This is a genomic window from Variovorax sp. FW301-JW7 (genome assembly GCF_058788795.1).
The window spans coordinates 149,924-172,944 of sequence record NZ_JBYTBC010000003.1 but is presented as its reverse complement, the minus strand read 5'-3'; the positions used below and the strand labels follow the sequence as shown (position 1 = coordinate 172,944).

Annotated in this window: 21 protein-coding genes and 1 pseudogene; 6 read left to right on the top strand and 16 right to left on the bottom strand. The window is 68.8% G+C overall.

What is annotated here, in order from left to right; translation table 11 throughout:
• The first annotated feature begins 442 nt into the window (after positions 1-442).
• From aspT (AC3WQM_RS09245) to AC3WQM_RS09235, 3 genes are all read left to right on the top strand, one after another.
• Entirely contained in the window at positions 443-2,131 is a 1,689-nt protein-coding gene (gene aspT, locus AC3WQM_RS09245) for an aspartate-alanine antiporter (RefSeq protein WP_492678154.1), read from the top strand.
• A 66-nt stretch (positions 2,132-2,197) separates the two neighbouring features.
• Positions 2,198-3,886: an aspartate-alanine antiporter gene (aspT, locus tag AC3WQM_RS09240; protein ID WP_062475727.1), complete on the top strand. Its 1,689-nt coding sequence runs from the start codon at positions 2,198-2,200 to the stop codon at positions 3,884-3,886.
• 52 nt (positions 3,887-3,938) lie between these two features.
• The gene (locus AC3WQM_RS09235; RefSeq protein ID WP_492678152.1) at positions 3,939-5,585 is read left to right on the top strand and encodes a bifunctional aspartate transaminase/aspartate 4-decarboxylase; all 1,647 of its coding nucleotides are present in this window, start codon (positions 3,939-3,941) and stop codon (positions 5,583-5,585) included.
• A 37-nt stretch (positions 5,586-5,622) separates the two neighbouring features.
• On the opposite strand, the gene AC3WQM_RS09230 is transcribed toward AC3WQM_RS09235, so the two are convergent.
• From AC3WQM_RS09230 to AC3WQM_RS09185, 10 genes and pseudogenes are all read right to left on the bottom strand, one after another.
• Complete coding sequence (locus AC3WQM_RS09230) at positions 5,623-7,788, bottom strand: LamG-like jellyroll fold domain-containing protein (RefSeq protein WP_492678150.1); 2,166 nt, start codon at positions 7,786-7,788, stop codon at positions 5,623-5,625.
• Between the two features lie 105 nt (positions 7,789-7,893).
• Complete coding sequence (locus AC3WQM_RS09225; RefSeq protein ID WP_492678148.1) at positions 7,894-9,087, bottom strand: MFS transporter; 1,194 nt, start codon at positions 9,085-9,087, stop codon at positions 7,894-7,896.
• Positions 9,087-10,199, bottom strand: a complete 1,113-nt coding sequence (gene aroC / locus AC3WQM_RS09220) for a chorismate synthase (RefSeq protein WP_095947386.1) — start codon at positions 10,197-10,199, stop codon at positions 9,087-9,089. The genes AC3WQM_RS09225 and aroC overlap by 1 nt, the downstream gene beginning before the upstream one ends.
• Before the next feature lie 33 nt (positions 10,200-10,232).
• Positions 10,233-10,418, bottom strand: coding sequence for a hypothetical protein (locus tag AC3WQM_RS09215; RefSeq protein WP_062475744.1), 186 nt, complete (start codon positions 10,416-10,418; stop codon positions 10,233-10,235).
• 54 nt (positions 10,419-10,472) lie between these two features.
• Positions 10,473-12,056 (bottom strand): MFS transporter, encoded by a 1,584-nt coding sequence (locus AC3WQM_RS09210; RefSeq protein WP_492678146.1) that lies wholly within the window; start codon positions 12,054-12,056, stop codon positions 10,473-10,475.
• Positions 12,053-12,403, bottom strand: a complete 351-nt coding sequence (locus AC3WQM_RS09205) for a YciI family protein (RefSeq protein WP_492678869.1) — start codon at positions 12,401-12,403, stop codon at positions 12,053-12,055. Before AC3WQM_RS09205 ends, AC3WQM_RS09210 begins: the two co-directional genes overlap by 4 nt.
• A gap of 14 nt (positions 12,404-12,417) precedes the next feature.
• The gene (locus AC3WQM_RS09200; protein WP_492678144.1) at positions 12,418-12,798 is read right to left on the bottom strand and encodes a YciI family protein; all 381 of its coding nucleotides are present in this window, start codon (positions 12,796-12,798) and stop codon (positions 12,418-12,420) included.
• Positions 12,799-12,870: 72 nt separating this feature from the next.
• A complete protein-coding gene (locus AC3WQM_RS09195) occupies positions 12,871-14,154 on the bottom strand; it encodes an RNA polymerase sigma factor (protein ID WP_492678142.1) in 1,284 nt (427 codons plus the stop codon).
• A complete protein-coding gene (locus AC3WQM_RS09190) occupies positions 14,151-14,633 on the bottom strand; it encodes an SRPBCC family protein (RefSeq protein WP_492678140.1) in 483 nt (160 codons plus the stop codon). The genes AC3WQM_RS09195 and AC3WQM_RS09190 overlap by 4 nt, the downstream gene beginning before the upstream one ends.
• A gap of 149 nt (positions 14,634-14,782) precedes the next feature.
• Positions 14,783-14,962, bottom strand: a pseudogene (locus tag AC3WQM_RS09185) (ArsR/SmtB family transcription factor); the annotation flags it as partial.
• Positions 14,963-15,068: 106 nt separating this feature from the next.
• Between AC3WQM_RS09185 and AC3WQM_RS09180 the strand changes: the two are divergent.
• Both AC3WQM_RS09180 and AC3WQM_RS09175 read left to right on the top strand, forming a co-directional pair.
• Positions 15,069-15,491 carry a cupin domain-containing protein gene (locus AC3WQM_RS09180; RefSeq protein WP_159277439.1) on the top strand — a complete coding sequence of 141 codons (423 nt, stop codon included), beginning with the start codon at positions 15,069-15,071 and terminating at the stop codon, positions 15,489-15,491.
• Between the two features lie 80 nt (positions 15,492-15,571).
• Entirely contained in the window at positions 15,572-16,489 is a 918-nt protein-coding gene (locus tag AC3WQM_RS09175; RefSeq protein ID WP_492678138.1) for a DUF2167 domain-containing protein, read from the top strand.
• A 21-nt stretch (positions 16,490-16,510) separates the two neighbouring features.
• Here the strand turns inward: AC3WQM_RS09175 and AC3WQM_RS09170 are convergent, their stop codons facing one another.
• Genes AC3WQM_RS09170 through AC3WQM_RS09145 form a run of 6 tightly spaced genes read right to left on the bottom strand, consistent with a single transcriptional unit; the run spans position 16,511 to position 21,845 of the window.
• Complete coding sequence (locus AC3WQM_RS09170; protein WP_492678136.1) at positions 16,511-17,299, bottom strand: enoyl-CoA hydratase/isomerase family protein; 789 nt, start codon at positions 17,297-17,299, stop codon at positions 16,511-16,513.
• A gap of 1 nt (position 17,300) precedes the next feature.
• Positions 17,301-18,131, bottom strand: coding sequence for an SDR family NAD(P)-dependent oxidoreductase (locus tag AC3WQM_RS09165; protein ID WP_492678134.1), 831 nt, complete (start codon positions 18,129-18,131; stop codon positions 17,301-17,303).
• 37 nt (positions 18,132-18,168) lie between these two features.
• Positions 18,169-18,585, bottom strand: a complete 417-nt coding sequence (locus AC3WQM_RS09160; protein ID WP_492678132.1) for a MaoC family dehydratase — start codon at positions 18,583-18,585, stop codon at positions 18,169-18,171.
• Between the two features lie 14 nt (positions 18,586-18,599).
• A complete protein-coding gene (locus AC3WQM_RS09155; protein WP_492678130.1) occupies positions 18,600-19,040 on the bottom strand; it encodes a MaoC family dehydratase N-terminal domain-containing protein in 441 nt (146 codons plus the stop codon).
• Positions 19,041-19,054: 14 nt separating this feature from the next.
• Positions 19,055-20,239, bottom strand: a complete 1,185-nt coding sequence (locus AC3WQM_RS09150; RefSeq protein WP_095744816.1) for a lipid-transfer protein — start codon at positions 20,237-20,239, stop codon at positions 19,055-19,057.
• Between the two features lie 46 nt (positions 20,240-20,285).
• Complete coding sequence (locus AC3WQM_RS09145; protein WP_492678128.1) at positions 20,286-21,845, bottom strand: long-chain-fatty-acid--CoA ligase; 1,560 nt, start codon at positions 21,843-21,845, stop codon at positions 20,286-20,288.
• Positions 21,846-21,984: 139 nt separating this feature from the next.
• Between AC3WQM_RS09145 and AC3WQM_RS09140 the strand changes: the two genes are divergently transcribed.
• On the top strand, positions 21,985-23,019 hold the full coding sequence (locus tag AC3WQM_RS09140) for an AraC family transcriptional regulator (protein ID WP_492678126.1): 1,035 nt from the start codon (positions 21,985-21,987) through the stop codon (positions 23,017-23,019).
• Positions 23,020-23,021 lie beyond the last annotated feature (2 nt).

Here is a 23,021-nt window from a genome sequence, read left to right as displayed (position 1 = left end):
GGCGGGCGCACAGCGCCTGCCGTGCTTGCTGTGGAACCGGATCACCCCCGCAAACAAGCGGGAAGGCATCCGGACGCGAGGGGGACTATCGAGCAGTCGACCGACTAAATCAAGTCACTTTAGTTATCGAAAACCCGAGAGCGTTGCCGTCGGTCTCCGGTCGATCCACTCCATCGCGACGGGCAGTTTGTAATTCAAACGACCTCATTTCAATTGCCGCGACAGCTATTCTTTTCAAAATTTGACAATTGTCATGGGTGTTGATTTATCGTCAGACCTAATAGGAAAAATCATCAATTCGTGAGTGAAAAACAAAGTTCGCGCGCCGCCCCGGTGCCCGGACGGCGTTGATGCCAATGGATGCAGTGCTCTGGTTTTTTCGTTCCGAACCGCCGGCCGGCTTGAATAAGTTGAATAAATAAACCCGGAGGAATTGCGGCAGATGGTCAGTCAGTTCGTGGAAATACTCAGAAACAGTCCGGAAATCGCATTGTTTCTGGTGCTGTGCATCGGCTACGCGGTGGGCCAGATCCGTTTCGGCCCGATCCAGCTGGGCGGCATCTGCGGCACGCTGATTGCCGCGCTGGTGGTCGGCCAATTGGGCATCCGGCTCGACGACAGCGTGAAGAACGTGTTCTTCATGCTCTTCATCTTTGCGCTCGGCTACGCGGGCGGCCCGCAGTTCTTTGCCAACCTCGACGCCAAGGGCCTGCGGCTGGGCCTGCTGTGCCTGGTCGAGGTGGTGGTGGTGCTCGCGCTGGTGCTCGGCGCCACGGTGCTGCTGTCGCTCGACCGCGGCACGGCTGCCGGGTTGATGGCGGGCGCGGCCACCGAATCGGCCGTGGTGGGCACGGCGACCGACGCGATCTCGAAGCTGTCGCTCCCCGCCGCCGAGATCGCGCAGCTGCAGGCCAACGTGGTCACGGCCTACTCCATCACCTACGTCTTCGGGCTGATCGCCATCGTGGTGGTCACGAGCCAGGTGTTTCCGCTGCTGCTGCGCGTGAACCTGCGCGCCGAAGCCGACAAGCTCTGGAAGACCATGGGCGGCGGCGCCGACGACCCGGACGCCGCCAGTGCCACGCCCGAGATGGTCGGGCGCGTGTTCCGCGTCACCGTGGGACGCGGCCGTTCGGTCGGCGAGCTGACGTCGATCCTCGGGCGGCAGGCCAGCATCGAGCGCGTGGTGCGCGACGGCCAGAGCCTCGCGGTCGAGCCCGGGCTGCACCTGCGCGTGGGCGACCAGGTGCTGGCCATCGGCCGGCGCAGCGCGCTCGTCAACGTGGGCGAGCTGCTGGGCCGCGAGTTCGCCGACACCACCGCCTTCGACACCGTGGTCGAGACCACCGAGGTCGTCGCCAACCGTCGCGAATGGTTCGGCCGCGGGCTGCGCATGCTGGAAAACGAGTTGCCGTCCGCCGTGCAGGTGATCGGCGTGGCGCGCGACGGCCACGCGATGCCGCTCGTGAACGACCTCACGCTGCAGCGCGGCGACGTGCTCAAGCTCTACGGCCCCGCGCCCGAGGTGGCGAGCGCCATCGCGCAGGTCGGCGACCGCGTGATCGCCTCCACGCGCAGCAACATCAGCTTCGCCGCCGCGGGCATCTTGCTGGGCGTGTTCATCGGCAGCTTCAGCGCGAAGCTCGGCGGCATTCCGTTTTCGCTCGGCACCGGCGGCGGTGCGCTGCTCACGGGGCTGGCCTTCGGCTGGTACCAGTCGAAGCACCCGCACCGCCTGAGCGTGCCGGCCGACGCGCTGGCGCTCATGAAGGACCTGGGCCTGGCCACCTTCATCGCCTGCGTGGGCCTGGCCTCGGGGCCGCAGGCGCTGGCGCTGGTCCAGAAGTTCGGCGTTGCGCTGCCGCTGGTGGGCATCGCCGTCGCGGTGGTGCCGGCCAGCATCTCGCTGTTCGTCGGCCACCGCCTGCTCAAGCTCGAGGCGCCGGTGCTGCTGGGCGCCATCGCCGGCCAGCAGTGCAGCACGCCCGCGCTCAGCGCCGTGCAGAACGCCGCGGGCAACGCCACGCCGCTGCTGGGCTACACGATCACCTACGCCATCTCGAACGTCGTGCTTCCGCTGATGGGCCCGCTGATCGTGGCCCTGGCCGGCCTGGTGCAGCACGCGAAATAAGACAACGACCCGAGACGCCCCACGCCCTTCTCTTCTTCTCATTGATGCCCTGAAAGGACTTCCCCTATGGAATGGCTGCATGAACTCTTCAAGAAGTCGCCCGAAATGGCGCTCTTCCTCTCGCTGGCCGTCGGCTACTGGATCGGCAAGATCAAGTTCGGCAAGTTCCAGCTCGGCGGCGTCGCCGGCTCGCTGCTGGTGGCGGTGATCGTCAGCCAGGTCGGCGTGCAGATCGACGGCGGCGTGAAGGCCGTGCTGTTCGCGCTGTTCATCTACGCCGTGGGCTTCGAGAGCGGGCCGCAGTTCTTCAGCTCGCTGGGCAAGCAGTCGATCAAGGAGATCATCCTGGCCGCCGTGATGGCGGCCACGGGCCTGGCCACGGTGGTGGTCATGGCCAAGCTGTTCGGGCTCGACAAGGGCCTGGCGGCGGGCGTGGCGGCCGGCGGCCTCACGCAGAGCGCCATCATCGGCACCGCGGGCGACGCCATCGGCAAGCTCGGCCTCGCCGCGGCCGAAACCGCGCGGCTGCAGGGCAACGTGGCCATCGGCTATGCCGTGACCTACGTGTTCGGCTCGTTCGGCGCGATCATCGTGTGCGTCAACATCCTGCCCAAGCTCATGGGCCGCAGCATCCGCGACGACGCGATCGCGGCCGAGACCGCGATGCAGGCCGGCGTGAAGGTGCTCGGCCCCGACCAGGAAGAAGCCGCGCCCTCGCTGGTCGGGCGCATCTACCAGCTCACGAGCGATCCGCAGCGCACGGTGGCCGACATCGAGAACGCCAACCCGGCCACCACCATCACCATCGAGCGCGTGAAGCGCGACGGCAAGTTCGTCGAGGTCAGCCCCACGCTCGTGCTGCGCCAGGGCGACTACGTGCTCACCGTGGGCCGACGCGATGCCGTGGTGGCGAGCGCGCCGCTGCTGGGCAAGGAGGTCGACGCGGTCGACGGCATGGAGCTGACGCTGAACAAGCGCGAGATCGTGCTCACCAACAAGGACTTCGGCGGCAAGACCGTCGACCAGATCCGCCAGGCCACCGCCGGCGGCGTGCGCCACGGCATCTTCGTGGTGCAGCTCAGCCGCATGGGCCAGGTGCTGCCGATGAAGCCCGACACCGTGGTGCAGGTGGGCGACCTGGTGTCGATCTTCGGCGCCGAGCAGGACGTGAAGCGCGTCGCCTCCCTCGTCGGCGACGTGATCGTGCCCAGCGCCAAGACCGACTTCGTGTACCTGGGCGCGGGCCTGGTGGTGGGCCTGCTGGTCGGCTTGCTGAGCGTGAAGATCGGCGCCATTCCGCTGACGCTCGGCGCCGGCGGCGGCGCGCTGCTGTCGGGCCTGCTGTTCGGCTGGTACCGCGCGAAGAAGCAGACCTTCGGCGCGCTGCCGCCCAGCGCGGTGCAGTTGCTGAAAGACCTGGGCCTGGCGGGCTTCGTGGTCGTGGTCGGCCTGACCTCGGGCCTGCAGGCCGTGCAGACCATCAAGGAGCTGGGCCTGACCATCTTCGGCGTCGGCGTGGTCGTGACGCTCGTGCCGATGATCCTCACGATGCTGTTCGGGCGCTACGTGCTGCGCTACGACAACACGGCCGTGTTCGCCGGTGCGCTGAGCGGCTCGCGCAGCGCCAACCCCGCCTTCGGCGAAGTGCTGGGCAAGGCCGAGAACGCCATTCCCACCGTGCCCTTCGCCATCACCTATGCGCTGGCCAACGTGTTCCTCACGCTGCTGGGGCCGCTGATCGTGGCGCTGGTCTGAGCACCACGCCTTCCCTCTTCTCTCGTTTCATTTTTCAACCAAGGAGTACTCCATGGATTTCGGCGACGTGAAAAAGCTGGGCGGCCTGAGCCCGTTCGAACTGAAGGATGCGCTGATCCAGGTCGCACGACAGAGTGACCGCCTCATGCTCAACGCCGGTCGCGGCAACCCGAACTTCCTGGCCACCACCCCGCGCCACGGCTTCTTCCAGTTCGGCCTGTTCGCCATGACCGAGGCCGAGCGCTCGTACATCTACATGGCGGACGTGGGCGGCTTTCCGCAGCGCGAGGGCATCGAGGCGCGCTTCGAGCTCTTCGCCAAGTCGCACGAAGGCGAGCCCGGCGTGCGCTTCATCGAGGCCGCCGTGTCCTACGTGCGCGACCAGCTGGGCCTGTCGGCCGGCGACTTCATCTACGAGATGTGCGAAGCCATCCTGGGCTGCAACTACCCGGTGCCCGACCGCATGCTGCGCCTGACCGAGATCGTCGTGGGCCAGTACATCCACAAGGAGATGATCGGCACCCACCCCTTCGTGGGCAAGTTCGACATGTACGCGGTGGAAGGCGGCACCGCCGCCATGACCTACCTGTTCAACAGCCTGCGCGAGAACCACCTGCTGTCGCCCGGCGACACCATCGCGCTGGGCATGCCGATCTTCACGCCCTACATCGAGATCCCGCACCTGAACGACTACCAGCTCATCGAGGCGCTGATCGATGCGCCGCCCGAGAACAACTGGCAGTTCACGAAGAAGGAGCTGCAGAAGCTGCTCGACCCGAAGGTCAAGGCCTTCTTCCTGTGCAACCCGAGCAACCCGCCGTCGGTGAAGATCAGCGACGAGGTGCTGGGCTACATCGCCGACATCGTGAAGCAGCGGCCCGACCTCATCATCCTCACGGACGACGTGTACGGCACCTTCGCCGACAACTTCCTGTCGCTGTTCGCGATCTGCCCGCAAAACACCATCCTGGTGTATTCGTTCTCGAAGTACTTCGGCGCCACCGGCTGGCGCATGGGCGTGGTCGCCACGCACGAGGACAACATCCTCGACCGCAAGATCGCCGCCCTGCCCGAGGCCAAGCGCAAGGAGCTCGACGCGCGCTACAGCTCCATCACCACCGAGCCGCGCAAGCTGAAGTTCATCGACCGCCTCGTGGCCGACAGCCGCACCGTCGCGCTGAACCACACAGCCGGCCTCTCCACGCCCGTGCAGGCGCAGATGGTGATGTTCTCGCTGTTCTGCCTCATGGACGAGGGCGAGACCTACAAGAAGTCGATGAAGCACATCGTCTCGCGCCGCAAGGAGGCGCTGTACCGCGAGCTGGGCCTGCCGCTGCAGCCCGACCCGAACTCGGTGAGCTACTACCACCTACTCGACCTGCAGGACATCGCCACGCAGATGCACGGCGAGCGCTTCGGCAAGTGGATTCTCACGAAGCTGCAGCCCAACGAAGCGCTGTTCCGCATCGCCGCCGAAACCAGCATCGTGCTGCTGCCCGGTCGCGGCTTCGGCGGCAAGCACCCGTCGGGGCGCGTGTCGCTGGCCAACCTCAACGAGTACGACTACGCGAACATCGGGCGCTCGCTGCGCAAGATGGCGTCGGAGTACTTTGCGGTGTTCGAGAAGGAGACCGGCGGGAGCGGCAAGGGTGCCGCCCCCGCCAAGGGCAAGCCGGCGAAGGCCGGGAAGAAGAAGTAGCCCTTCTCCCGGGCTACCTACCGACCTCGCAGGGCGCTCAGCCCGCCCTGCGCGCCGTCAACCACTGCGACGGCGCCAGGGCCGCCGCCACCACACGCACTTCGCCGATGTTGCCGAAGAAGCCGTCGGAGCGCTCGTTGTTCCACGAGCCGCCGCCCACCACCCATTGCGCGGAGGCCGAGAGCGAGGCCAGGCCCTGTGCCGCCGCGGTGTTGCGCAACACCGGCGCGCCTTCGACGTACATCGTGGTGTCGTACGACACCGGGTCGTTGACGATCGCGATGTGCACCCAGCGGTCGGCAATGACCTCGCCCGACCAGTTGGTCTTTGCATAGGGGGTTCCTGCCGGGCTCGGCACGACCTCCCATTGCACTTCGCGCAGGCTCGAGATGGCGAACAACATCGGCGGCGCGTCGCCGTCGCCCTGGAAACCGGGCAGGTCCCCGCTGCGACCGTCGCGCGTCATGATGTTCATCCACGCGTGGTCCTTGCTGGTCCAGGCCTTGTCGATCTTCACGAAGGCTTCGACCGTGTAGCCCTTGTCCAGCGTGTGCGCATTGATCGGCGCTGCCGGATCGGTGAGGAAGTAGCTCATCCGCGGCGGTGCGTTCTTGTTGGTGTTTCGGAAGCGCACCGAGCCCGGTGCGGCCGAGAGGCGGTGGCGGTCGTCCGTCCAGATGATGTCGCCGTCGGCGGCATTGCGGATGACGCTCTGGTTCAGGGCATCGCGGCGCAGCGGGTTGGTCCCCGTCACGTCGGCGATCACGGTGCCCGGCAGCACCGGCTGGTTCACCGTGCCGCCGACGAAGCGCCAGTGCGCCAGCGTGTTCGCGACCTTGGGGTAATCCTCCGCATCGGCGGCGGGCCGCTGCACGGTGGCTTCGGGGTCCTTGTAGTTGGCCAGGATCAGCGCCTTCGCCTGCTCGACCAGCGACTGCTCGACCGTGGCCTCGCCCGCGGCAAAGCCCTTGTTGAAGCCGGCGAAGCGCTGCGCGAAATCCATCTCGATGGCGAAGGCCTCGTTGGGCGTGGTGAGCACGGCCTGGTCGAAGGCGTTCAGCGTGGCGGCGGGCTTTTGCGGCACCCAGGGCGAGAACGACAGCACCTTGATCTGCTTGTTCGTCAGGTCGAACTCGTACAGGCGCATCAGGCCGTTGCCGCCCTGGTAGGCCATCTGGTAGTCGACCACCATCTCCTCGACCTTGTGGCCGAAGTCGTTGGTCTTCGTGAGGTGCGCGGCGCCGTGGTGGTGGCCGTTGAGCGTCATGAAGATCTGGTCGTTGTCGCGGATCAGCTTCTCCCACAGCATCTTGCCGTAGTCGGTTTCCAGCGGGCTGGTGCCGTCGGGCGCGATGTTGAGCAGCTGGTGGTTGACCAGGATCACGGGCAGCGTCGGGTTCTTCGCGATCACCTGCCGCGCCCACGCGATGCCCGCGTCGGACACGCGCCATGACAGCGACAGCACCATGAACTTCTGGCCCTGCGCCTCGAACACGTGGTACTCGTGAAAGCCGCTGGTGTCGCGCGCGCCGAAGGTGGCCTGCTTCTTCGCGCGCTCGGTGCCGAACCACTTCAGGTAGGGCTCGGCGGCCAGGTTGCGTGCGGCGTCGGTGCCGTTGACGGGGTCGACGCCGTAGTCGACGTCGTTCAGCACGTCGTGGTTGCCGGCCAGCACGCTGTAGGGAAGCTTCGCGTCTTCGAGCACCTTCATGGCGGCATCGGCCACCTTCCACTGGTCGGGCTTGCCGACCTGGTCGACCACGTCGCCGAGGTGGATGGTGAAGGGAATGTGCAGTGCCTTGGCGTTGGCGGCGATCCACTTCGTCTGCGCCGCGAAGGGCGCGCTGCCGAAGCGCTTGTCGTACTGGTCGCTCTCGGCGGCGGTGGCGTAGCGCGCGTAGAACTGGGTGTCGGGCATCACGGCCAGCGCGAAGCTCGAGCGCTTGCTCACGACAGGTTCCGGCGCGGGCGGGTTGGGCGCCGGTGCGGGGGCCGGCAGCGGGCCGAAGCCGGCGCTGCCGCCGCCACCACCGCCGCAGGCGGCGATGAGGGCGCTGCTGCCGCCGACGGTGAGCAGGGAGGCGCCGAGCTTGAGCATCTGCCGGCGTTGCGGGACGCGTTCGGTGTCGGGAGCGGAGGGGGAAGAAGAAGACGGGGAAAGCGCAAGCGCGCGTGCGCCGCGCGGATCGACGGAATCGGACATGACAAGAGAAAACGTTGGGAAGCACCCAGCGTAGGTCGCGGCCATGACTCGGTCATGTACGGCCCATGACACTTCACCTCGGAAGCGCCCTCCCCTGAACCGTGCTCAGGCCTTGGCCGCGCGCCCCGACGGTTCGAGCACCACCATCCGCCACGCACACAGCGTCCCCGCCACCGCCAGCAACGCCGCCAGCGCGAACATCGTGCGGTAGCCCAGCTCCTGCGCCACCGCGCCGCCGAGCAACACGCCCAGCACGCCGCCGAAGCCGTAGCCGATCACCGTGAACAGCGCCTGCCCGCGCCCGCGCAGGTGGCCGGGAAAGCGGCGCGACACCACGGCGATGCAGGCCGTGTGGTGCGCCGCGAAGCTCAGCGCGTGCAGCCATTGCGCGATGACCAGCGCCGCGACGAAGCCGCCCAGCCCGGCCGTGAGGCCGAGGCGCGCCACGCCGGCGATGCCGCACACCAGCATCCAGCGCGGCATCGGCAACAGGCCGATGAGCCGGCCCTGCAGGAAGAACCAGACGATCTCGGCCACCACCGACAGCGCCCACAAGAGGCCGATGGTGCTCTTGCCGTAGCCGATCGAGTCGAGGTACAGCGAGAAGAACGCGTACACCGAGAAGTGCGACATCACCTGGAAGAACAGCGAGGCGAAGAACCAGCGCACGGCGGGGATGCGCAGCACGGGGCCGATGGGTTCCTTCACGGCGTCGTGCGCGGCCGGCGGCTCGCGCAGGTCGGGCAGCTTCATGGTCGCGAGCAGCACCACGGCCAGCGTGCCGGCGGCCCAGTACGGGAAGTGCTTCATGCCGAAGCGCTCGAACCACTCGCCCGCGACGAACACGGTGACCAAAAAACCGGCCGAGCCGCACAGGCGGATGCGCCCGTAGCGCCCCCAGTCGCCCGCGACGATCTGCGCCATGGCCGCTTCGGTGAGCGACATCATCGAGCTGGTGTGCGTGAACATCACGAGCAGCACCAGCGCGAGCCACCAGGCGCCGCCATGCCACCACAGGCCGAAGGAGCTGGCCAGCGCCACCGCGGCGCTGAAGCGCAGCAGCTTCACGCGCTGGCCGGTGTGGTCGCTGAGCGCGCCCCAGGCATAGGGTGCGAAGACGCGCGTGATCGACTGCACCGAGGCCAGCAAGCTGATCGTGAAGATCGGCAGGCCCAGGTCCTTGAGCCACAGCGGCAGGTAGGGGTTGAAGAAACCGATGTGCGCGAAGTAGCTGGCCGACAGGCCAGCGAATGCCAACAGGTGGCCGCGCCCGGCGGCCACAGGTGGCGCGGCGGACACTACAGGAAAGACGACTGCGGCGACGCAGCTTCGCTCTTCTCGACGGGCGGGTTCACGTCGCCGCACTGCGCGCGGTTGCGCAGCACGTGTTCCATCACCACCAGCGCGAGCATGGCTTCGGCGATGGGCGTGGCGCGGATGCCCACGCAGGGGTCGTGGCGGCCCTTGGTGATGACTTCGACGGGGTTGTTGTTCACATCGATCGACTGGCGCGGGCTGATGATCGAGCTGGTGGGCTTGATCGCGATGCTCACCTCGAGGTCTTGCCCCGAGCTGATGCCGCCCAGGATGCCACCGGCGTTGTTGCTGAGGAAGCCGGTCGGCGTGATCGAGTCGCCGTGCGTGGTGCCGCGCTGCGTGACGCTGTCGAAGCCGGCGCCGATTTCCACGGCCTTCACGGCGTTGATGCCCATCATGGCGTAGGCGATCTCGGCGTCGAGCTTGTCGAACAGCGGCTCGCCCAGGCCCACGGGCACGTTGGTGGCGGTGACGCGGATGCGCGCGCCGCACGAGTCACCAGCCTTGCGCAGGCGGTCCATGTAGTCCTCCAGCGCGCTCACGTCGGCGATGGGGGCGAAGAAGGGGTTGTTCGGGACGTGGTCCCAGCTCTCGAAGGGAATGGCGATCTCGCCGATCTGCGTCATGCAGCCGCGGAACACCATCCCGTATTTTTCGGCCAGCCACTTCTTGGCGACCGCGCCGGCCGCGACCATGGGCGCGGTGAGGCGTGCCGAGGAGCGCCCGCCGCCGCGCGGATCACGGATGCCGTATTTCTTCCAGTAGGTGAAGTCGGCGTGGCCGGGGCGGAACTGCTGGGCGATCTGCCCGTAGTCCTTGCTGCGCTGGTCGGTGTTCTGGATCAGCAGTGCAATGGGCGTACCGGTGGTCTTGCCTTCGTACACGCCGGACAGGATCTGCACCGCGTCGGGCTCGTTGCGCTGGGTGACGTGGCGGCTGGTGCCGGGGCGCCGGCGGTCGAGGTCGCCCTGGATGTCGGCCTCGCTCAGGGCCATGCCCGGGGGGCAGCCGTCGATCACGCAGCCGATGGCCGGGCCGTGCGACTCGCCGAAATTGGTGACCGCGAAGAGAGTTCCGAAGGTGTTGCCGCTCATGGCGGGGATTATCCCCACAAAGCAGCAGCCGACTCAGTCGGTGGTGTTTTCCATGCGCTTGGCGAGCGCGCCGAGCTGCAGCTCGATGCTGAACAGCCGCTCGTTCAGCACGGCCGTCTGCAGCCGGATCGCCTCGACGATGGCCTTGGTCTGCGGGTCGGAGGTGCTGTCGGACAGTTCCGCCAGGTCATGCAGCTTCTTGCGCAGTTCGTTGCTCATGGGGCCTCCGTTCGGTCGTGGGGTGCGTCGTGGAAGCCCCAGTATGGAGGCTCGTCAACGCTCCGGCAATGCGGCGCCGCCCGGGGGTACGGCGCCCTCTTGCGCATGCGACGCGCCCACGCCGCGCAACCGCACCGCCACCAGCACGCCGACGAACAGCAGCACCGCGGCGCACAGGCCGGCCACCAGCCGCAGGGCGCGCAGCAGCGCCTCGCGCCCGGTGTCGAGCAGCGCGGCGCCGGTGGTACCGGGCAGTTCCCCGGCCAGCGCGACCGCTCCGCCCAGCGTGCTGCGGGCGGCTTCGACCGCGGCTGCATCGGCCAGGCCGGCCGGCACCGCATCGGCCATGGCCGCGCGGTAGATTGCCGCGCCGACGCTGCCGAGGATGGCGATGCCCAGCGCCCCACCGAACTCGGAGCTGGTCTCCGAGATGGCCGAGGCCACGCCCGCGCGCTCGGGCGGCGCGCTGCCCACGACCAGGTCGGTGGCCAGGGTGAACACCGGCGCCAGGCCGAGAGAAGAGATGACCGCGCTCGTCACCATCCAGGCCAGCCCGCCCTGCGCGGGCAGCAGCACCAGCATGCCGAAGCCCAGCGCCGCCACGCCCAGCCCGCCGCCCATCACGTAGGCCGGGCACAGGCGCCGCGTGAGCGCGGGCACGATCATCGAGCCGACGATGAAGGCGCCGGCGCCCGGCATGCTCCACAGGCCCGCTTCCAGCGGCGGCAGGCCGAGCACCAGCTGCAGGTACTGCGCGTTGTACAGGAAGAGGCCGAACATCACGAAGCAGGCCAGCATGTAGGCGCCGAGCGAGACACTGAAGGCCGGCAGCCTGAACAGGCGCAGGTCGATCATCGGATTGGCCAGCCGCCCCTGCCGGCGCGCGAACAGCCAGCCCAGCAGCGCACCGGCCGCGATGGCCAGCAGCGACACCGCGTCGGGCCCGTGCTCGGCCACCTGCTTGATACCGTAGATGGCCGCCAGCACCGCGCCCAGCGAGAGCGCCACGCTGGCCAGGTCGAGCGCGCCCGCGTCGGGGTCGCGGTACTCGGGCAAGAGCCAGGGCCCGAGCGCCAGCAGCAGCACCATCACCGGCACGCCGATGAGGAACACCGAGCCCCACGGAAAGAACTGCAGCAGCACGCCGCCCAGCACCGGGCCGATGACCGCGCCGGCCGAGTAGCTCGAGATCCACACGCCGATGGCCACGGTGCGCTGCGCCGGGTCGAGGAACATGTTGCGGATCAGCGAGAGCGTGGACGGCGCCAGCGTCGCCCCCGCCATGCCCAGCAGCGCGCGCGTGGCGATCAGCATGTTGGCGCTGGTCGAGAAGGCCGCGAGCACCGAGGCCACGCCGAACGCCACCGCGCCGATCAGCAGCAGCCGGCGCCGCCCGATGCGGTCGCCCAGCGTGCCCATGGTGACCAGCAGGCCGGCCACGAAGAAGCCATAGATGTCGACGATCCACAGCAGCTGCGAGGCGGTGGGCTTGAGGTCTTCGCTGATCGACGGGATCGCCAGGTTCAGCACCGTGAGGTCCATCGAATAGAGCATGCACGGCAGCGCGATGACCACCAGCCCGGTCCATTCGCGCGCCGTGGCGCGGGCGGGTGCCGCCCGGTCGAGTGCGCCGCTCATGGGCCGGCTCCGCTGTCGCTTGCCGACCAGGCCTTGCGCACCTCGATGCTGCTCAAGCGCGCCGAGGGAATGCCGGCCGCGAGCTGCAGCGCTTCTTCTTCGCTGTCGGCCTCGACCAGGTAGAAGCCGCCCAGCTGCTCGCTGGTTTCGGCGAAGGGCCCGTCGGTGACGGAGAGCTTGTCGTTGCGCATGCGCACCGTGACCGCCGTGCCGGCCGGCTGCAGCGCCTCGGCCACGACGAGCTTGCCGAGCGCCTGCAGGTGGGCGTCGTAGTCGATGTGTTCGTTGATGTAGTGGTCCATGTCCTGCGCCGAGAAGTGGCTCGTCTGCGCGTCGGTTCCGTAGATCAGGCAAAGCTATCTCATGCGGCATTCCCCTTCGGGTTTTCGATCATTTCCATGACGTCGATGGGACGCACCTCGATGGCGCCGTAGCGCGCCATCGGAATGCGGCCCGCCAGCTGGATCGCGGCGTTCAGGTCGCGCGCCTCGACCAGGATGAAGCCGCACAGCTGCTCGCGCGCTTCGGCGTAGGGGCCGTCGACGTGCGAGCGCTGGCCCTGGCGCACCTGCACGACCTTGGCGGCGCGCACCGGGCTCAGCGCCTCGGCGGCGATGAAATGGCCGGCGGCTTCGAGCAGGCGGTCGTAGGCCATCGAGTCGGCGTCGAGCGCGCGGCGCTCGTCGAGCGGCAGCGCGCGAAGCACTGCTTCGTCGCAGTGAACGAGGCAGAGGTATTTCATGCGGAATCTCCTTGCAGATGTGAGTGGGGACATCACTGGTCGAACGGCGACGGCCGGAATCGACAAGGGCTGTCAAAAATTTTTCGTGTCCGGCAGCGAGGCCAGCTGCCGCTCCAGGAACTGCCGCTCGGGCTGCTGGCGGACCAGCGACAGTGCCTGCAGATAAGCCTCACGCGCGTCATCGGTGCGGCCCAGGCGCCGGCACAGTTCGGCGCGCGCGCCATGCGCCAGGTGGTAGCGGGCCAGCTCGCCGCGCGCGAGCAGCGCGTCGATCAGCACCAACCCGGCCGCCGGCCCGTCGCGCATCGCCACGGCCGCCGCGCGGTTGAGTTCAGCCACGGGCGAGGGATCGAGCCGCAGCAGCACGTCGTACAGGCCGACGATCTGCGGCCAGTCCGTGTCGGCGGCCTCGGGCGCTTCGGCATGCACTGCGGCAATGGCGGCCTGCAAGGTGTACGGACCGAAGCGGCGCGACAGCAGCGCGCGCTCGACCAGCGCCGCGCCCTCCCCGATCTGCCCGCGGTGCCACAGGCTGCGGTCCTGCGCGTCGAGCAGCACGAGCTCGCCCTGCGCCGACGTGCGCGCGGCACGGCGCGCGTCGTGCAGCAGCATCAGCGCGAGCAGGCCCAGCGCCTCGGGGTCGGGCAGCAGCTCGGCCACCAAGCGCCCGAGCCGGATCGCCTCGGCCGAGAGGTCGGCGCGCGTCACGCTCTGGCCCGACGAAGCCGCATAGCCTTCGTTGAACACGAGGTACACCACGCGCAGCACGGCATCGAGCCGTTCGGGCAGCTCGGCCAGGCCCGGCACCTGGTACGGAATGCCCGCATCGCGGATGCGCGCCTTGGCCCGCACGATGCGCTGCGCGATGGTGGGCGCGGGCACGAGGAAGGCGCGCGCGATCTCCTCGGTCGCCAGCCCGCAGACCTCGCGCAGCGTGAGCGCTACCTGGGCGTCGGGCGCGAGCGCGGGGTGGCAGCAGGTGAAGACCAGGCGCAGGCGGTCGTCCTCGAGCGCGTCGGCATCGGGGTCGGCCTCGTGCCAGGCGGGCGCGGGGTCGGCCAGCGTGTCGGTGTGGGCGGTGGCCTCGTCCCACGCGGTGAAGCGCGCCTGCCGGCGGATGCCGTCGATCGATTTGAAGCGCCCCGCCGACACCAGCCAGGCGCGCGGGTTGGCCGGCACACCTTCGCGCGGCCATTGCTCGAGCGCGGCGCGAAAGGCGTCGTGCAGGGCTTCTTCGGCCCAATCGAAATCGCCCAGCAGCCGCACCAGCGTGGCGAAGATGCGGCGCGACTCGCTGCGGTAGATCGCGTCCAGCGTGTCGGGTACGTCGGCAGTGGCCGTCGGTTGTTCAGTCACCCGGTGTCGCCGCCGGCCAGCCAACGCTCGAGCTTGACGAGCGAGCCGGTCCAGCCGTGGTTGTGGCCGTCGCGCGCCGCTTCGTCGAAGAACTGCTGGTGCATGAGCACGAGCTCGCAGCCGCCCGCGTCGGGCTCGAGCTGCACGGTGACACGCGACTCGCGCTCGGGCGTGCTGCGCCAGGCCCAGCTGAAGACCAGCCGGCGCTCGGGCACGACCTCAAGATACGTGCCGCTCACGTCGTGCGTCTCGCCGTCGGCCGCCAACATGGTCACGCGAAAGCGCCCGCCCACGCGCAGGTCGACCTCGGCCAGCGGCACGTCGACGATTTCCTCGGGGCCGAACCAGTGCTTCAGCGCTTGCGGGTCGGTCCACGCGCGCCAGACTTTGGCGGGGCTGACGCGGAAGTGCCGGCGGAGCGTGAGCGAGGGACGATCGGTGCCGGGGCTGGCGGTGGGGCCGGGGGAAGGTTTCGCCATTCGGTGTCCTCCTGGTGGTAGAGAAAGCGCGCCAGTGCATCGAGGCGGCCGGTCCAGAACTTCTCGTAGCGCGAGAGCCACACGGCAGCCTCCTGCATCGGGCCCGGCGACAGCTCGCAGCGCACGACGCGGCCCGCCTTCGTGCGCGAGATGAGGCCGGCGTCTTCGAGCACGCGCAGGTGCTTCATGAAGCCGGTCAGCGACATGCCATGCGGCTCGGCGAGCTCGGTCACGCTGAGGCCGCCTTCGCCCAACGCTTCGAGCACGCTGCGGCGGGTCGGGTCGGACAAGGCCGCAAACACGGCGTCCAAGGCATCTGAGTGAACCATGCGGTTGAGTATCTGGAGCGGCCCGTGAGCCGTCAAGCAATGGGCCGTGCGCAGGAACGGTTTATGCATGCTGCATCGCAGCATCATCCCCCGCGAAGGAGCGCCCATGCTGGACCGAACCGCCACCCAGTTCTCCCACGTCAAGCCCGGTGACACCGACTACGTCTCGGGCGGGTTGCGAGACTTCTTCCTGTACCGCGACCTCGGCATTGCGGCCGCCACGCACGGCAAGGTGATTGCGCACCTGGTCAAGGCCAACATGGCACCGGAAACGGGCACCGGCTGGCACCGCCACGAGGCGGACTTCCAGATCGTCATCATGCTCAAGGGCTGGGCCCGCTTCATGTACGAAGACAAGGAAACGCGCGTCGAAGCCGGCGACGTGGTGCACCAGCGCCCCGGCATCCGCCACTTTCTCTTCGATTACTCGCCCGACATGGAGTACCTGGAGATCGTCTCGCCGGCCGACTTCAAGAGCATCGACGTCGAGCCGGTGTGCGAGATTCCGCCGCCCACGCCCTGGCCCTGAAACCCACGGCCGGCGCGGCTTCGCGCGCCGATAAACTCCTCGCGTCTCACCAGAAACGACAACAACCGAGGAGAGAGAACTTGCGTATTCATACTGCCCGTCTGACGGCCGGCTTGCTGTTCGCGTGCGCCCTGACGGCCACCCACCTCAGCAACGCCGCATCCCCCACCACAGCTTCCACAACCTCTGCTGCGAGCTCGCTCGAAGCCGAGCAGGAAGCCGCTTTCAAGGCCGCCAAGGCCGTGCAGAAAGCCGGCCCCGCCGACATCACGCTGCGCGACCAGGCCCACCTGAAGCTGCCCGCCGGCTACATCTGGGTGCCGACGCCCGCCGCCGCGCAGCTCATGCGCAGCATGGGCAACCGCACCGACGACACCTTCATCGGCGCGATCTTCCCCGCTGACGACGGCGACTGGATGGCGGTCGTGAAGTTCGTGAAAGAGGGCTACATCAAGGACGACGACGCCAAGGACTGGAACGCCGACGAGCTGCTCACGAGCCTGAAGGAAGGCACCGAGGCCGCGAACGAGGAACGCGCCAAGCGCGGCATCCCGGGCATCGAGGTCACCGGCTGGGCGCAGAAGCCGCAGTACGACGCCGCGACGCACCGGCTGGTGTGGTCGGCCCTGTCGAAGAAGAAGGGCAGCGACGGCGGCAACCCCGGCGTCAACTACAACACCTACGCGCTGGGCCGCGAGGGCTACCTGAGCCTGAACCTCATCACCAACGCGAACGACCTCGAGAAGTACAAGCCCGACGCCACCCAGCTGCTCGGCGCGCTGCAGTACGACGACGGCAAGAAGTACGCGGACTTCAATTCGTCCACCGACAAGGTCGCCGCCTACGGCCTGGCCGCGCTGGTGGCCGGCGCGGCCGCGAAGAAGCTGGGCCTGTTCGCGGTCGCCCTCGCCTTCCTGGCCAAGTTCGCGAAGGTCGCCGTGGTGGCGGGCGGTGCGGCGCTGTGGGGCCTCACGAAGCTCTTCAAGAAGAAGAGCTGAGCCTGCAGCTGCCCGCCGCGCTCAGCGGCCCGAGAAGCGCGGTGCGCGCTTTTCGGTGAAGGCCTTCACGCCTTCGCGCCCATCCGCGCTGCCCGCGCGCTGGCGCAGCAGGCGGTGCTCCATCTCGAAGTGTTCTTCGATCGGGCGCGCGGTGGCACCACCGCACAGCGCCTTGATGCCCGCGAACGATGCGGTGGCACCGTTCGCCAGCCGCGTCACCAGCGCTTCGGCCGCCGCCGCCAGTTCGGCGTCCGGGTACAGCGCATCGACCGCGCCCGCCGCCAGGCAGCGCGCGCTGTCGATCGGGTCGCTCAGCATCAGCCATTGCTGCGCGCGCACCGGCCCGATGCGCCGCGACAAGAAGTACGAACTCCCCGCGTCCGGCGACAGCCCGATGGCCGCGTAGCCCGTGCGCAGCTTCATCGACTCGGTGCCGAGCACGAAGTCGCCGCACAGCGCCAGCCCCACGCCGGCGCCGCCCACCGTGCCGTTCACCGCCACTACCAGCGGCGCCGGGTTTTGCGCCAGCCGCAGCAGCACGGGATGCAGCCGGTCGAGGATGGTGTCGACCAGTTCGGGCAGCTTGTCGCCGGCCGCCACGAAGCTGTCGATGTCGCCGCCCGCGCAGAACACGCGGCCCTCGCCAGTCAGCAGGATGGCGCGCGGCGCTGCTTCGAGCACCTCGTCGATGGCGCGCGCCAGCGCATGGCTGCTTGCGAGCGACACCGAGTTGGCGCGTTCGGGCCGCTTCAGCACGATGCGACCGATGCCGTCCTGCACGCCCCAGGCAATGCCTTCTTCGAACTGCATCTCAGATCCCCGTCAGCCCGCCGGTGCACATGAGCGTCTGGCCGCTCACGTAGTCCGACTCGGGCGCGCACAGCAGGTACACCGCACCGGCCGCCTCTTCGGGCGTGCCGCCGCGGCCCAGCGGGATCGACTGTTCCATCATCGCCAGCAGGCCGGGGTTGACGCCGACCTTGATCTCGCGCCCCTCGATGTTCGCGGTGGTGGCCTCGGCCGTGCTGGCCGTGAGCCGCGTCTGGATGAAGCCGAAGGCCACGCAGTTCACCGTGACGTTCATGCGGCCCCACTCCTTGGCCAGCGTCTGCGTCATGCCGACGATGCCGGCCTTGGCGGTCGAATAGTTGGCCTGCCCCGCATTGCCGAAGAGCCCGGCCACCGACGAGATGTTGACCACCTTGCGCACCACGCGCCGGCCCGCTTCGCCCTCGGCCTTGGCCAGCGCGCGGATCACGGGCTGCGCGGCGCGCAGGATGCGAAACGGCGCCGTCAGGTGCACGTCGATCATGGCGTACCACTGCTCGTCGGTCATCTTCTGCACCACGCTGTCCCAGGTGTAGCCGGCGTTGTTGACGATGATGTCCAGGCCCTTGAACTCGTTCACCGCCGTGCCGACGAAGCGCTCGGCGAAGTCCGGCGCCGACACGCTGCCGACGCAGGCCACGGCCTGGCCGCCCGCGGCGCGAATGGCCTGCACGGTCTCTTCGGCCGGTGCGGCGTCGAGGTCGTTGACGACGATGCGTGCGCCTTCGCTGGCGAGCTTCAAGGCAATGGAACGGCCGATGCCGCGGCCCGAGCCGGTGATGAGGGCGACCCTGCCTTCGAGTTTGGGTGTCATGTCTCTTCTCTCTTCTTTCTTTGGTTCGTTCAAGGGGTCAGCGCAGCGCCACGAGCGCTTCGCCCGCGATGCGCGTCTGTCCGTGCTGGTTGGCGCTGAGCACTTCCACGCGCACGCAGCGCTCGCCGTTGTGCTCCAGCTTCTCGACCACGCGGCCGGTGCAGCGCACGGCATGGCTCAGGTGCGTGATGCCCTGGAAGCGCACGTCGAAGCGGCGCAGCTGCGCCTGCGGCACCCACTGCGTGAGCAGCCGGCCGAGCCAGGCCATGCCCAGCATGCCCTGCGCGAACACGTCGGGCATGCCGGCCTTGCGCGCGAAGTCGGTGTCGATGTGGATCGGGTTGTGGTCGCCCGAGGCACCCGCAAAGAGCGCGAGCGTGGTGCGGTTCACCGGCGGGAGTTGCAGCGCGGGAAGTTCGTCGCCGACCTGGACGGTGTCGTAGCGGAGGGTCATCGCAGGTTCTTTCTTCAGTGGCGGCAGACGATCACCGTGCGCAGCTCGGCCACGAGTTCGTCGCGCTGGTTGGTGGCGCGCGAGGTCTTCACGACGAGCTCGAGCGCGCCGTTCTTCTTGTCGTAGATGTCGCTGATGGTGGAGCGCACCGTCACCGTGTCGCCCACGCAGGCGGGGCGGTGGTAGCTGAAGCTCTGCTCGCCATGCAGCAGCTTGGACAACGGAATCTGCAGGTCGGTGAGCAACTGGTCCGACGCACCCGAGTCCAGTTCGGCGGCGAACAGGAAGGTGGGCGGTGCGGGCAGGTCGGGGTAGCCGGCATCGCGCGCGGCGGCGGCATCGGTGTAGACCAGGTCGGTCTCGCCGATGGCCTTGGCGAAGAACTGCAGCCGGCTGCGCTCGATGGGCAGCACCGAGGCAGGCAGCGCGTGGCCGATCCATTTCTTGTCGATCATGGGTGGCCCTGCCCTCAGACGCGTTCGTACAGCGTGACCACGCAGGCGCCGCCCAACCCGAGGTTGTGCTGCAGCGCCATGCGCGCACCTTCGACCTGGCGCTTGTCTGCGGTGCCACGCAGCTGCTGGACCAGCTCCGTGCATTGCGCGAGCCCCGTCGCACCGAGCGGGTGGCCCTTCGACAGCAGGCCGCCCGACGGATTCGTCACCACCTTGCCGCCGTAGGTGTTGTCGCCATCGACCACGAACTTCTCCGCGCCGCCCACCGGGCACAGGCCCAGCGCTTCGTAGCTGATGAGCTCGTTGTGCGCAAAGCAGTCGTGCAGCTCGACCACGTCGATGTCCTGCGGGCCGACACCGGCCGCGTCGTACACCTTCTGCGCGGCTTCCTGCGCCATGCTGAAGCCGACCACCTCGCGCATGTCGCGTGCCTCGAAGGTGATGGCGCGGTCAGTCGTCATGGCCTGGGCCTTGATGCGCACGCTGCGGTCCAGCCCGTGGCGTTCGGCGAAGCGCGGCGAACAGACGATGGCCGCGGCCGCGCCGCAGGTCGGCGGGCAGGCCATGAGACGCGTCATCACGCCGGGCCACATCACGGGCGCGGCCATCACCTCGTCTTCGGTGACGACGGTGCGAAACAGCGCCACCGGGTTGTTCGACGCATGGCGGCTGGCCTTGGCGCGGATCTTCGCGAAGGTCGACATCTGCGTGCCGTACTGCTGCATGTGCGCCAGGCCCGCGCCGCCGAAGTAGCGCAGCGCCAGTGGCACCTGCTCGTTGCCGACCAGCTCGTCGGTGATCGACTCGAAGTGATCGAACGGGCTCGGGCGGTCGTTGAACACCGCGCCCAGCGCGCCGGGGCTCATGTGCTCGAAGCCGAGCGCCAGCACGCAGTCGGCCGCGCCGCTGGCCACGGCCTGGCGCGCGAGGAACAGCGCGGTCGAGCCGGTGGAGCAGTTGTTGTTGACGTTGACGACCGGAATGCCGGTCATGCCCACTTCGTACAGCGCGCGCTGGCCGGCGGTGGAGTCGCCGTACACGTAGCCGACGTAAGCCTGCTGCACCAGCTCGTAGCCGATGCCGGCGTCTTTCAAGGCGGCGTTGGTCGCGTGCGCGGCCATTTGCGGGTAGGGCTGGTTCGCGCCCGGCTTGGTGAAGGGGATCATGCCGACACCGACGACGTGGACATCCTGGCTCATGAGGGGCTCCTGAAGTGAATGAGTGAAATGGGAAGAGAAACAGGGCTCAGGCTACGCTTCGTTGGCGCCCTTGCCAAAACGGTTCGCGCAACCGGGTCTTGAGCACCTTGCCCGCACCCGACAGCGGCAGCGCCTCGACCACCGCCACGCTGCGCGGGCACTTGTAGGGTGCAATCAGCGCCTTGCAATGCGCAATGAGCGCCTCGTCCGCCAGCTGCTGGCCCGGCTTGAGCACGAGCACCGCATGCACGGCCTCGCCCCACGCCTCGCTGGGGATGCCGATGACCGCGCAGGCCGCCACGGCCGGGTGCTGGTTGATGGCGTTCTCGACCTCGGCCGAATAGATGTTCTCGCCGCCGCTGATGATCATGTCCTTCAAGCGGTCGACCACGAAGATGTAGCCGTCGTCGTCCATGTAGGCGCCGTCGCCGGTGTGCATCCAGCCACCGCGCACGGCCGCGGCCGTCTGCGCGGGCTGGTTCCAGTAGCCCTGCATCACGTTGGGGCCGCGCACCGCGACCTCGCCCACCGTGCCGCGCGGCACCTCGATGCCCTCGCCGTCGACGATGCGCACCTCGGTGCAGTAACTGGCGCGGCCGGCCGAGCGCAGCTTGCCCCGCCGCCGGCCCTCGGGCGTGTGGTTGCGCGCGGGGTTGATGGTGGCCAGCGGCGACAGCTCGGTCATGCCGTAGGCCTGCACGAAGTCCACACCCGGAAAGGCGTCCATCGCACGGTTCAGCACCGCCTCCGAGATCGGCGAGGCGCCGTAGGCGATGCACTTCAGGCTGCCCAGGTCGCGCGGCTCGCGCATCGCGGGATGGTCGACCAGCATCTGGATCATGGTGGGCACCAGCAGCGCGTGCGTGACCCGGTCTTGCGCGATGGCGTTCAGCACCGCCTCGGGGCTGAAGGCCGGGATGATCGCGTGCGTGTTGCCCTCCAGCCAGTGCGGCGCGGCCAGGCCCATGTCGGCCAGGTGGAACATCGGCGCGGCATGCAGGTAGCAGCCGTCGGGCGAGGCCAGGCCCTCGGCATGCAGGGCCAGCCCCGAGCTGCCCATGTTGGTGTGGCTCAGCATCACGCCCTTGGGAAAACCCGTGGTGCCGCCGGTGTAGAAGATGCCGGCCAGGTCGTCGTCGCAGCGGCCCGCGTCGGGCACGGGCGAGGCCGCCTCCAGCAGCGCCTCGTAGCCGAGCATGCCGGGCGGCGTCGGGCCGTCGCCGCAATAGATCACCTCGCGCAGGCTGGTGGCCTGCCCGCGCATCTGCTCGACCACCGGGCGGAAGGTGTCGTCCACCAGCAGCAGCGTGGAGCCCGAGTCGTCCAGCGAGTACAGGATTTCGGCCGCCGACCAGCGGATGTTGCAGGGGTTGAGCACGCCGCCGCCCCAGGGCACGGCCATCTGGTATTCGAGGTAGCGCGCCGAGTTGAGCGCCAGCATGGCGACGCGGTCGCCCGGCTGCATGCCGAGGCCCTGCAGGGCGCCCGCCAGGCGCGCGACCCGCTCGGCGTAGGCGCGAAAGCTCAGGGTGCGGCCGGCGGCGCGCACGGCGATCCGGTCGGGGTGCTGCTGCACGCTGCGGTGCAGCGACTGGGTCAGGTACATGGCGGTTGTCTCCGTTCGGTTCTTGTGTAGGCGCATGGTAGAAACCGCGCCGTGCCGCGGCGATTGCGCATCGCATCGCCCGCATGGCAGAAAACCTCAATCGACACCCGCGCCGCCGTCGGGTCTGATCCGCTCACGCATGCTGCAACCGCCCGTCACCATCCCGATCGTGTTCGTCCAGGGCATGCTCTCGGGCGTGCGCGCGCGCGGCGACAACGCCCCCATCTGCATCGACACCGCGCTGCTGGACGCCGGCATCGCCCCCGCCCTGCTCGATGCACCGGGCGCGCGCGTCACGGCCGAGCAGTACGTGGCGCTGTTCGCGCTGCTGATGGAGCGACTGGACGACGAGGCCCTGTGCTTCCTGTCGCGCCGCCTGCGCCGGGGCAGCTTCGCGCTCATGACGCGCGCCACGCTGGGCGCGCCCACGCTCGAGGTGGCGCTGCGGCGCGTGGCCCGCGCCTTCAGCCTGCTGCAGGACGACCTCGAGATGGTGCTGCTGCGCGAGGGGCCGCTCGCGGGCTTCGGCCTGCGGGTGCAGCAGCTGCCGCGCACGCCGCTGAACTTCCTGCACGAGCTGATGCTGCGCGTGTACTGGCGGCTCTTCGCCTGGCTGCACGGCGGGCGGCTGACGGCGCGCCGCTTCGACTTCGGCTTTGCGCAGCCGCCCTACGCGGCCGGCTACACCAAGGTGTTTCCCGCCCCGCTGCAGTTCGGCCAGCCGCTGTCGGCCGTGTGGTTCGACGCCAGCGCGCTGGCCACGCCGATCCACCGCGACGCGCGGGCCATGCGCGACTTCCTGGCCGCCGCGCCGGCCCACGTGATCCTGCCGCCGCTGGGCGAGCTGGCGGTGAGCGCGCGCGTGCGCACCGTGCTGCAGCAACACCGCCCGGCCTGGGTCGACCTGGCCACGGCGGCGCGCAGCCTGCACATGTCGGTGAGCACGCTGCAGCGCCACCTGGCGACCGAGGGCACCTCGTTCCAGTCGCTCAAGGACCAGCTGCGGCGCGACGTGGCCATCGTGCGCCTGAACACCAGCACCGTGCCGCTGGCGGCGCTGGCCGAGGAGCTGGGCTTTTCGGACAGCGCGGCGTTCCAGCGCGCCTTCAAGACCTGGACCGGTGGGGCGCCGGGGTCGTACCGGCGGCGGCCCGGGCCAGACCCTGAAGCCTGAAG

What these genes read in the sequence shown, in the direction of transcription:
- aspT (WP_492678154.1), top strand. Translation starts at nt 443, where the DNA reads ATGGTCAGTCAGTTCGTGGAAATACTCAGAAACAGTCCGGAAATCGCA.
- aspT (WP_062475727.1), top strand. Translation starts at nt 2,198, where the DNA reads ATGGAATGGCTGCATGAACTCTTCAAGAAGTCGCCCGAAATGGCGCTC.
- AC3WQM_RS09235 (WP_492678152.1), top strand. Translation starts at nt 3,939, where the DNA reads ATGGATTTCGGCGACGTGAAAAAGCTGGGCGGCCTGAGCCCGTTCGAA.
- AC3WQM_RS09230 (WP_492678150.1), bottom strand. Translation starts at nt 7,788, where the DNA reads ATGTCCGATTCCGTCGATCCGCGCGGCGCACGCGCGCTTGCGCTTTCC.
- aroC (WP_095947386.1), bottom strand. Translation starts at nt 10,199, where the DNA reads ATGAGCGGCAACACCTTCGGAACTCTCTTCGCGGTCACCAATTTCGGC.
- AC3WQM_RS09215 (WP_062475744.1), bottom strand. Translation starts at nt 10,418, where the DNA reads ATGAGCAACGAACTGCGCAAGAAGCTGCATGACCTGGCGGAACTGTCC.
- AC3WQM_RS09210 (WP_492678146.1), bottom strand. Translation starts at nt 12,056, where the DNA reads ATGAGCGGCGCACTCGACCGGGCGGCACCCGCCCGCGCCACGGCGCGC.
- AC3WQM_RS09200 (WP_492678144.1), bottom strand. Translation starts at nt 12,798, where the DNA reads ATGAAATACCTCTGCCTCGTTCACTGCGACGAAGCAGTGCTTCGCGCG.
- AC3WQM_RS09190 (WP_492678140.1), bottom strand. Translation starts at nt 14,633, where the DNA reads ATGGCGAAACCTTCCCCCGGCCCCACCGCCAGCCCCGGCACCGATCGT.
- AC3WQM_RS09180 (WP_159277439.1), top strand. Translation starts at nt 15,069, where the DNA reads ATGCTGGACCGAACCGCCACCCAGTTCTCCCACGTCAAGCCCGGTGAC.
- AC3WQM_RS09170 (WP_492678136.1), bottom strand. Translation starts at nt 17,299, where the DNA reads ATGCAGTTCGAAGAAGGCATTGCCTGGGGCGTGCAGGACGGCATCGGT.
- AC3WQM_RS09165 (WP_492678134.1), bottom strand. Translation starts at nt 18,131, where the DNA reads ATGACACCCAAACTCGAAGGCAGGGTCGCCCTCATCACCGGCTCGGGC.
- AC3WQM_RS09160 (WP_492678132.1), bottom strand. Translation starts at nt 18,585, where the DNA reads ATGACCCTCCGCTACGACACCGTCCAGGTCGGCGACGAACTTCCCGCG.
- AC3WQM_RS09155 (WP_492678130.1), bottom strand. Translation starts at nt 19,040, where the DNA reads ATGATCGACAAGAAATGGATCGGCCACGCGCTGCCTGCCTCGGTGCTG.
- AC3WQM_RS09150 (WP_095744816.1), bottom strand. Translation starts at nt 20,239, where the DNA reads ATGAGCCAGGATGTCCACGTCGTCGGTGTCGGCATGATCCCCTTCACC.
- AC3WQM_RS09145 (WP_492678128.1), bottom strand. Translation starts at nt 21,845, where the DNA reads ATGTACCTGACCCAGTCGCTGCACCGCAGCGTGCAGCAGCACCCCGAC.
- AC3WQM_RS09140 (WP_492678126.1), top strand. Translation starts at nt 21,985, where the DNA reads ATGCTGCAACCGCCCGTCACCATCCCGATCGTGTTCGTCCAGGGCATG.